This is a genomic window from Acinetobacter sp. ANC 5045, from assembly GCF_004331005.1.
In the GTDB taxonomy this organism is placed as follows: domain Bacteria; phylum Pseudomonadota; class Gammaproteobacteria; order Pseudomonadales; family Moraxellaceae; genus Acinetobacter; species Acinetobacter towneri.
Genome location: NZ_SJNS01000035.1, coordinates 1 through 7,435 on the forward strand (window position 1 = coordinate 1; position 7,435 = coordinate 7,435).

General features: G+C 33.1%; 7 protein-coding genes and 1 pseudogene. 5 read left to right on the forward strand and 3 right to left on the reverse strand.

From position 1 onward, the window contains the following. Positions 1–165 (reverse strand): annotated as a pseudogene (locus E0H79_RS14805) (IS3 family transposase); the annotation flags it as partial. 21 nt (positions 166–186) lie between these two features. On the opposite strand from E0H79_RS14805, the gene E0H79_RS14815 reads away from it, so the two are divergent. From E0H79_RS14815 to E0H79_RS14835, 5 genes are all read left to right on the forward strand, one after another. Beyond that, positions 187–744, forward strand: a complete 558-nt coding sequence (locus E0H79_RS14815; RefSeq protein WP_228258800.1) for a hypothetical protein — start codon at positions 187–189, stop codon at positions 742–744. A gap of 406 nt (positions 745–1,150) precedes the next feature. Next, complete coding sequence (locus E0H79_RS14820; RefSeq protein ID WP_131262043.1) at positions 1,151–2,497, forward strand: site-specific integrase; 1,347 nt, start codon at positions 1,151–1,153, stop codon at positions 2,495–2,497. Positions 2,498–2,508: 11 nt separating this feature from the next. After that, entirely contained in the window at positions 2,509–4,089 is a 1,581-nt protein-coding gene (locus E0H79_RS14825) for a site-specific integrase (RefSeq protein ID WP_131262044.1), read from the forward strand. Continuing rightward, positions 4,079–6,403, forward strand: coding sequence for a hypothetical protein (locus E0H79_RS14830; protein WP_131262045.1), 2,325 nt, complete (start codon positions 4,079–4,081; stop codon positions 6,401–6,403). The genes E0H79_RS14825 and E0H79_RS14830 overlap by 11 nt, the downstream gene beginning before the upstream one ends. Before the next feature lies 1 nt (position 6,404). Beyond that, the gene (locus E0H79_RS14835) at positions 6,405–6,842 is read left to right on the forward strand and encodes a hypothetical protein (protein WP_131262046.1); all 438 of its coding nucleotides are present in this window, start codon (positions 6,405–6,407) and stop codon (positions 6,840–6,842) included. On the opposite strand, the gene E0H79_RS14840 is transcribed toward E0H79_RS14835, so the two are convergent. Together E0H79_RS14840 and E0H79_RS14845 are read right to left on the reverse strand one after the other, a co-directional pair. Continuing rightward, positions 6,831–7,040 carry a helix-turn-helix domain-containing protein gene (locus E0H79_RS14840; RefSeq protein WP_087445546.1) on the reverse strand — a complete coding sequence of 70 codons (210 nt, stop codon included), beginning with the start codon at positions 7,038–7,040 and terminating at the stop codon, positions 6,831–6,833. The two genes, E0H79_RS14835 and E0H79_RS14840, sit on opposite strands and share 12 nt — an antisense overlap. A 147-nt stretch (positions 7,041–7,187) precedes the next feature. Further along, on the reverse strand, positions 7,188–7,435 hold a 248-nt coding region (locus E0H79_RS14845; RefSeq protein WP_131262047.1), incomplete at its 5' end, for a transposase domain-containing protein.

Genomic DNA, 7,435 nt, shown 5'->3' on the forward strand with positions numbered 1-7,435 from the left:
ATCTAAATATTTTTGATACCAAACACGTAGAGTTTCAGGAGTACAACCTATCTTGGGAGCAATAGCGGTGATCGCAGCCCAATTCGATGGATAATCTTTCTCGGATTCAATCAATAATTGAACCGCTCTTTCTCTGATTTCAGGGGTATATTTTACTTTTTTCATCGGGACATTCTCTCAGAAAGCTTGGTCTCCGACAAACCCGGTACGGTTCAAGATATAGAAATAGGTGCAACCATTTTTCTGCGAGTAAATGATCAATCTACCCAAAACAGATACGGCACTAAAGTTCAGTTTGTACCAATTGAGCTTTTAACTGACCAAGCTGAAATAGAGAAATACATTTTGGCTGACAGGAAACGAGTAGCAGAAATTTACATTCAAGCAGCACAAGAAAATTTGGATAAAGGTTGGTATAGTGGTGATGCCATAGATAAGGCACTATTTTTTAGCGCAAGTCATCCAACTTATAAACCAATCAATATTGAGCTACGCCACAGACGACTCAAAAATATCATTCATGCTTGTTGTAATTATCAGCACAAAACAACAGCACACTTCATTCATTTGTGTCGAGCAACTATAGATATGTACAAAGATGAACAACGATTGAGTGATTTGGAATTGAACCAGTTTGAACAAAGCATCATTAAGATTCAATCTGATTTGAATTTATCAGAAGAAAATGCTCAACAAAAAGCAAATGAATATTTGAGTCAACTAAAAGGATTATTAAAAAGCTAAATTCACTTTCAACCTTATAATGCAAATTTTAAAATTGATTAGCTCAAGTAATTCAACCTTAGATTGCAAAAATTAGAGTTTTGGTAAGTTAAAAAATAAGGCGAGATTTAAAAAAAATCCCACCTTAAAATGCAAAATAGCCGAATAAATGAGGACTTAATTGATTTTTGAAACATTTTCTTCAAGTAATTGAATACATTAAGTATAAAAATGACAACTTATGTGTCGTTAACTGCTGACATTCTATGTCATTAAAAGCTTTAAGCTATTGATTATTAGATTGCAGTAATGTCAACTTATGTGTCGCATGACGCTTACTTAAACCAAAATTCAATAACTTAAGTGATTTCTATTTTACTTATAAAATATGATATGTTTACCTTAAGAATACTTCATAAACTTTACTATGTTTGCTTTAAAAACAATTCATTTAGAAAAGAAAGTCTCAAACGAAAATCAAATTATTCTTTTATTTGATCTAAATTCATCTTGTCCATGTTTGTACCCTATGCTGTACACAATGAAGTTTCTTAGATTTCAAAGCATATCCACACAGCATGCAGATTTAATCGCAATAAAATTTTGGTATGAATTTTGGTATGAAAAGTTTTCGACATCCTTTTGTGAGTCGTTCTACTCGACATCCTACAATTTTGAGATCATTCAAGGTGAAATTGATAATTTCATTGTCTATTTAGAAAATAATAAAAAAATTGATAGCAATCTTATTCGGCTAAGAAATACAGACCATACCAATTACACAACAATTGGCCATAGAATTAGATCCTTTCTAAAGTTTTACAACTTTTTGATTGATGAATACTTAAGCATCCAATCACAACCACAACTCACGTTAAAAGAAATTCAAAAAATTAAAGAAAACTTGAATAAATATATGACAATAAAGAAAAAAATTATAAATAACTTTTCAAAAGCCAATAAAACAATTAAAAGTGAGATAAATCATAATTTTAAGAGCATGAATCAGGAAATGATTAAAGGATTGTATTCAGTTATTTCACCGAGCAACGCTAATAAATACAATGAATTAAATCCTTTTAGATCTAAAAGTGTGCAACTCAGAAATTTTCTGATCATACATCTCATGCTTAACTATGGTCTTAGAATTGGTGAACTTATGCTACTAACAACTAATTCTATTAAAAAATCAATTCAGAATCATAACTTTAGCTTAATTATTACAAATACAGATGATGAGTTTGATGATCGATCAAAAAAGCCAAAAATCAAAAATGAATATTCGTACCGAGTAATAAAACTACAGGAACGAGACTATAGAATCCTTCAAATTTATATGAATGAAATCCGAAATGAAATCCCTTCACAAATCTTATTTACATCTTTAAAGCCTCCCTACTCTGCTTTAAGTTATGCCAGTGTTAAAAAGATATTTGATCAGGTAGATTTATCATTAAAAGCATTGTTGCCTGAGTGTTTTGATACTTCAGCTTATGATTCAATAGAACGTCTAACTCCACACGTATGTAGACATTCTTGGGCTTATATGATGTTAAGTTTTTCTTTTGAGAAATATAAGAAAGAAAATGTTAGTCATTCTGATCTCAAACAAAGTGTAAATGATGCTCTACTAAAAGCACAGGATGATCTAAGAGCCTTAGGTGGTTGGTCACCTACAAGTACAATGCCTATATATTATGGTAAACGCTTTATTGTAGAACGAGCTAATTTTATGAACTTGGCTCGGATCATAGATTCCAGTATTAAATTTTGATTGATAAAAATATGTCCCAACTTAGTCTAGATTTTGAAAAAATTGATAATAGTCACAGTGAATTTATTATTTTCCATGATGCTGACCTTAGGCTCATAGAGTCTTTACACTTACCGACAATCATTCGATTTCATAGAGCGGATAAATTTGATAGCAAGTTCGTTCAAACATCTAACGATGTTTGGAATTTTTCTTATTCAGGAAAAAAACTTCACTTAAACTTTTCTAACTTCAGTTCGTCAGAGAAAAAATTGGCTAAATTTTTTCTAGCTAATTACATTCAAGTTAATACGCCATCTGCACTTGAAGCTAAATTACAGGCTTACGCTTTTGCAATCAAGTCGCTAAAAACTAGAAACTTAAAGCTTGATTATCAGAATGCGAAATCTTTATTGGTTGATTTAGCAAAAGCCGATAATTCTACATACTATTATCATTTTAAGTTTTTGGTGAAGCTACTATTTCTTGAGAACTTTTCATGCTTTGATCTTGACCACGAATACGAGTTGGAATTTCTTGAACGTCCTAAAGCATTTAATTCAAGCTTATATTACCAACAATACGAAGATTCTATTGATTACCCTCTTAATTCAATGATTCAACAAGGCTTTATTAAGCTAAACCAAGCTATCAAAGATGATTTTCAAGGTATTGATAAACAAACACTGCTTTACTCATCAATACTTGGCTTGGTGTATGTAACTGGTCTTAGGCCTGTGCAATTAGCTAAGTTATCAGCTGAAGATATAAAAATAGATACCACACGTACTACTGATCATTTTCATCGCTATAGCATACTAATTCCCTATGCAAAACAAGCACGTTATGTACATGAAAAGATCGCAGTAAAATTACCAGAAGAAGTTGCTCAAATTATTATTGCTTTTATTGAAAGATTTGACTTGAGTCCAAAAGATAAGTTATTTGATTTAGGGGGAAATTCTGCACGTTTTTGCTCAAAAGCTATTAATACACAATTATTTGATTTTGCTCCTGAAACCTATAGAGAAGCTGTTCTTTCTGGTGAAATGATAAAGCAAAAGTATTCCTTTTCTGATTTTAGGCATCATGTTGGCTATAGTTTGGCAATGGCAGGATCTTCTGCTGAAGAAATTGCTTATATCTTAGGTCACTCTTCTGTTGTAACTGCTAGACATTATATTTTTTCTACTCCTGAATTAGCTCAAATTAGAGCACAAGCACTTGGTAAGAATTCTCTGTACAGACAAATGATCGCCATGCTCATGACTGGAAGACTAGTTAATAAGAAAGATTGGCATCAAAAAAAAGTACTAGGAAATATTGGTAGCAAACTTCATTATGATATTGGTGGTTGCTCCTACGAAAACAAATGTTTATTTCAACCAGTTCGCAATTGCTATGGTTGTATGTACTTTCATCCTTTTATTGATGCTAACCATAATCATGTTTTAGAAAGCATACAAAGTGAAATCAATGATCTTATTAAGCTATCAGACGGCATTGGCGTATCTAGAAATCCATTGATTCGAGTGCATGAGTCAACTAAATTCGAAATTGAATCTGTAATAGCTCGTTGCGCATTACAGAAGGATGATATTCATGAACATTGAAAAATATAATACTTTTATTGAAGAACAAAAAACTTACTTTAATCAAAATTTACAGTCTAATTTTAAATGGGATTGGAATGACTCATCTTGGTATGGTGGTACGGTTGGATCAGGTTGGTTGCTATCAAGAAGTGGGCAGAGTCATTTTACTTTTGGAAGTATTAAACGATTGAGGGGGGTAAAGGACACCAAAATTGATGAAAAATTTCAAGAATTTATTAAATCTGTACTTATTCTTAGTTATCGTAAATCTAACTCCAAAGCATCTCCCCAAAAGCTATATGCAGAATTTTTAATCCTGAAGCGTTGGTATAGTGCTCTACATGCTGAAAAAATGGAGAGCATACATCCCTGCCATTTATCTACATTAATATTAAATAAGTCTTTTGAAATTTTGGCAGAAAATTCGAGTAAAACGAATCTTCCTGATCATGCTGGTACATACCTTAGATTACAGGAGATGTTAAATCATTACGCTTTTACTGAACAACCTTTAGAATTTTCTCAAAAATACCTATACATAAACCGTCAGAATAGAACCCCAAATGCTAAGAAGACAAAAGCTTTAATTGATCAATTGGAACTAGATGATGATGATCTTGATAAAGAAAAGCTGATTTCAATCCGTACATTTATAAATATTGTTTCACTCATCAGTTTGTGTGAGACGAATGGTGAAAAGATTGTTCTAAATCTTTTATTATTGCTTATTGTTACTGGTTTACGCTCAACAGAAGCAATCCTTCTAAAAACAGATGCATTGATTAAACAACCTATTCTTGATCCAGTAACAAAAGAGCATTTAACTTTAGATGGCAAAAAGCAATACACTTTGGGAATTCAATATCATGGTGCGAAAGGAGCTGGCTTTAGAATTCACTGGGTTGAGCCATTATCTGCAAATTTAGTTGAGACAATATTTCAATCTGTGTTAGAACTCACCAAAGATTATAGAGAGCATCTTCATTATATTAGGTCAAAAAATTGCTCAGATTTCTTGCCAAAATCTATTGATGACATTGGTGAAGATTTTGCAGAAATTGATGATTTGATTGGAAATGTTTTTGGAGTTAAAGATACCTATAGAGGTCGAGCTGGACAACGTGAAGTTGTCATTAAGACTCTTAAAAATACACCTATTTTCAAGGAAAACAAATTTGGTCAAAAGGTTGAAAAATATTATTTAAAACATGATATTAATGCTTTTATTAAAGGGTTAGCTAACTATGACTCTGAACATCCTATAGACCATGTTTTTAATTATGAAGGAAAAGTTGAAAAAATTCCCTTTGAGGATCTGATCTTTATTCATGAATTTAAATCAGCGACTTTAAAAAGATCATTTTCAAACAAAACGAATGTGATTCCACTTAACATTAATATTGTGAATAGTTTCTTAGGCAACTCTACGCATATTTCAGTTTTTGAAAAATATAATTTATTGGAGGATAATGAAGAGCATTCAAAACTAACAAGTCATATTCCTCGGCACAACATCAATACTTTTCTCGCTCTCAGTGGTTTAGCTGAACATCTGCAAGCAATGCTCATGGGGCGTGTAGACATCAAGCAGAATCAATATTATCAACACTTAGCCTTAAAACAACGTAAAGTCACAGCTAGTTTGTTAGAAAAACATGAATTGGCACTTTACGAGAATGATAAACAAGAACTAAAGCCAGATTATCCAATTGATTCTATTAAGCATGATGGATTAATGTACTTTTCAGACCAATTGGATCTGGAAAATAATCTAAAGAAGAATTTACAGACATTTGATTCCAAAAATGAAGTAGCAAGTTATGTAAAGGAATCTTTCTTTGATGAATATTTCCAAGATATCGCTGAATCTTTTAATGAATTGGTTAAAGAGGATCAATCATTAGCCGATTCATTAGTTCAACGTCATGCCTGTTTACACCCCTTGCCTTTTGGTGGATGTATGCGTGAAATCGCTGTACACGATTGCCCTAAACGACTTGCCTGCCAATCAGGTGATCAATGTGGAAACTTTGCTTTAACTGGACGTAAAGGTGAATTAGAAGCCCTACAACATACTTTGAATAAATTGCTAGATGAGTTTGCACACATAGAGCAAATCGTAGTCCATGATTTATCTTATAGCGAAATGCTTGAGGATTTACGTCAAAAAATACTTTATTTAAGTGATTTAAAAACAAAAGCACTTGATAGGCAAAATAGTTTAACTCCTGTTCCTGTTTTTCCTTATGGAGATGCGATCGATAAATTACCAACAACCTTAAGTGAACTGTTTGCCATAGAACAGCAAAAAATCGAATCTAAGGAAGCCTGATATGTTACGTGGTAAACAATTAGATGAAGTCATCGAACAAGAATTGCAAATGATGTTGATTGAAGGCTTTGAAAAATCCCCTATTTCGCACAAAACTCTTCATAATCGTCTAACAGCTAAAGGGTATATATCAGGTGGGCTTAGTACTTTGAGTTCGGCTGAAAGGAAGAAGCTAATATCTCTGTATGTATCTGAGCAGATTTCGCCACTACATCTAAAGACTAAAGAACAGCAACTTTATGTAAATAAAAAGACAAGGCAGGCTCTTACGGACACCAATAAAAATCTACGCACTCAAATTGATGATTTGGAGTCACAGCTTCATCAGAATACAGAAACGCTTATAGATATTATTGAAGAGGTAAAGCTTAGAACAAACTTGAAAGTTGATCATCTCTTAGCTCCACATCTCCTTAAAAGATATCTTTCAAGGGAGTAATATTTTAGGGTCAACATTGAGTGTTTGTGAGATTTGGTAGAGTTTTTCAACAGTAATGCTGACTTCTCCCCTTTCAATTCGCCCCAAATAGCTACGATCAATTGTTGTTGATAAGGCTAATTGTTCTTGGCTAATAGATTTATTTTTTCGAGTTTCCCTAATTTTTGCGCCAATCGACAGTGCTAGTTCTTGATTCATAGGTGACTACCATAAATACAAGAACTATCAGGAATTGAAGTGTTTTAATCCACGGACTATAATCCTCAATATTTGAGTGATGAATATGGAAATTCAAAACTTACCAATGTTTAAAGGTAAGCGTCCGCTGAACCCCATGCCTATTTTTTAATTTGAGTTGGATTTCCAGCGATGTGGCAGTAATTCTTCTATTTGGGTCGCTTTATGCGTCGGCAGCCTTTTCAGCACATCACTTAAATAGGCATACGGATCCAAGCCATTCAGCTTTGCTGACTGGATTAAAGTCATGATATTCGCCGCTCGCTGGCCGCTGCGCAGCGAGCCAGCAAACAGCCAGTTCTTGCGCCCTAAGGCCCAAGGTCGCATTTGATTCTCTACCCAATTGTTGCATATCG

Bases quoted from the DNA above. Each gene is read 5' to 3' on its own strand.
- E0H79_RS14820 (WP_131262043.1), top strand. From the start codon at position 1,151: ATGTTTGCTTTAAAAACAATTCATTTAGAAAAGAAAGTCTCAAACGAA.
- E0H79_RS14825 (WP_131262044.1), top strand. From the start codon at position 2,509: ATGTCCCAACTTAGTCTAGATTTTGAAAAAATTGATAATAGTCACAGT.
- E0H79_RS14830 (WP_131262045.1), top strand. From the start codon at position 4,079: ATGAACATTGAAAAATATAATACTTTTATTGAAGAACAAAAAACTTAC.
- E0H79_RS14835 (WP_131262046.1), top strand. From the start codon at position 6,405: ATGTTACGTGGTAAACAATTAGATGAAGTCATCGAACAAGAATTGCAA.
- E0H79_RS14840 (WP_087445546.1), bottom strand. From the start codon at position 7,040: ATGAATCAAGAACTAGCACTGTCGATTGGCGCAAAAATTAGGGAAACT.